Raw genomic sequence first — 1,296 nt, forward strand, 5'->3', positions numbered from 1 at the left:
GATTGGGAAAATCAAGAAGGAGGATAAAGAAATGAGTCATAAAATTACAGTATTTCGCGGCGATGGTATCGGTCCGGAGTTAGTTGATAATGTGTTAAAGATTTTAAAAGCGGCAGATGCACCGCTGGAATATGAAATTTTCAATGTTGGTGAGGATGAGTGGAAACGCAATGGTGCCCTGATTCCAGAGGAAGCTTATGCTTCTTTCGAGCGCACCAAAGTACTCTTAAAATCCCCGATTACGACTCCGGTTGGAAAAGGATTCCGCTCCCTGAATGTAACACTTCGCGGACAGTATGATCTGTATGCCAATATCCGCCCGGTTAAGTCTAACGCGGCAGTAAAAACTCCATTTGAGAATGTGGATATCGTGATTTTCCGCGAAAATACAGAAGGTCTTTATGTTGGTGTAGAGGAGCAGGTAAATCCGGATACGGTTCATGCAATTAAGATTGTTACAAGACAGGCCAGCGAGCGCATTATCCGCGATGCATTTGAGTATGCGAAAAAGAACGGACGGAAGAAAGTAACCTGTATTCATAAGGCAAATATCCTGAAAATGTCCGATGGCATGTTCCTTTCCATCTTTAAGGAGATCACAAAGGAATATCCGGAGATTGAAGGCGATGATAAAATCATCGACAATACCTGCATGCAGCTTGTTATGAACCCGAACCAGTTTGATGTTATGGTAATGCAGAACCTGTACGGAGATATTCTTTCAGACCTGTGCAGCGGTCTGATCGGCGGGCTGGGTCTGGTTCCATCCAGCAACATCGGTTCTGACTATGCTATGTTTGAGGCCGTACACGGCAGCGCGCCGGATATTGCAGGAAAGCACCTGGCAAATCCGACTGCATTCCTGTGGTCTGCCTGCATGATGCTAGAGTACTTAGGTGAAAATGAGACCGCCGGACGCATCCGCAAGGCTGTGGATGAGGTTCTGGCAGAAGGCAAGCACCTGACAAGAGATCTGCATGGAACTGCAACCACCGAGGAATATGTGGACGCAGTGATTGCGAGACTGTAAGAATTTAATAAGTGAAGATGTAAGAAGGGGCTGTTGCACAAACCGTGCAGCAGCTCCTTTTGGCTATAAAATAGGGTTATCGGCCAGCATATTTGTAAATGCGACAGACGCCCTATTTGTGTATAAAAACAGATGCCAGCATTATTTACCTATCCCCTTTACCATACACCGTTTCTTGAAGAAAGAAATTCCATAACAGAAAATTTTATCATAATTTCCCTCAAATTCTTTTGCATACATGCGTTCATCGATCTGGCGCAGGGCTT

Annotated in this window: 1 protein-coding gene; it reads left to right on the forward strand. The window is 44.9% G+C overall.

The genetic code is table 11. The features are described from left to right. Nucleotides 1-31: 31 nt before the first annotated feature. Nucleotides 32-1,030 (forward strand): isocitrate/isopropylmalate dehydrogenase family protein, encoded by a 999-nt coding sequence (locus DW931_RS13570; protein WP_118482328.1) that lies wholly within the window; start codon nucleotides 32-34, stop codon nucleotides 1,028-1,030. Nucleotides 1,031-1,296 lie beyond the last annotated feature (266 nt).

Source organism: Clostridium sp. AM43-3BH, assembly GCF_003479985.1.
Classification (GTDB): domain Bacteria; phylum Bacillota; class Clostridia; order Lachnospirales; family Lachnospiraceae; genus Otoolea; species Otoolea fessa.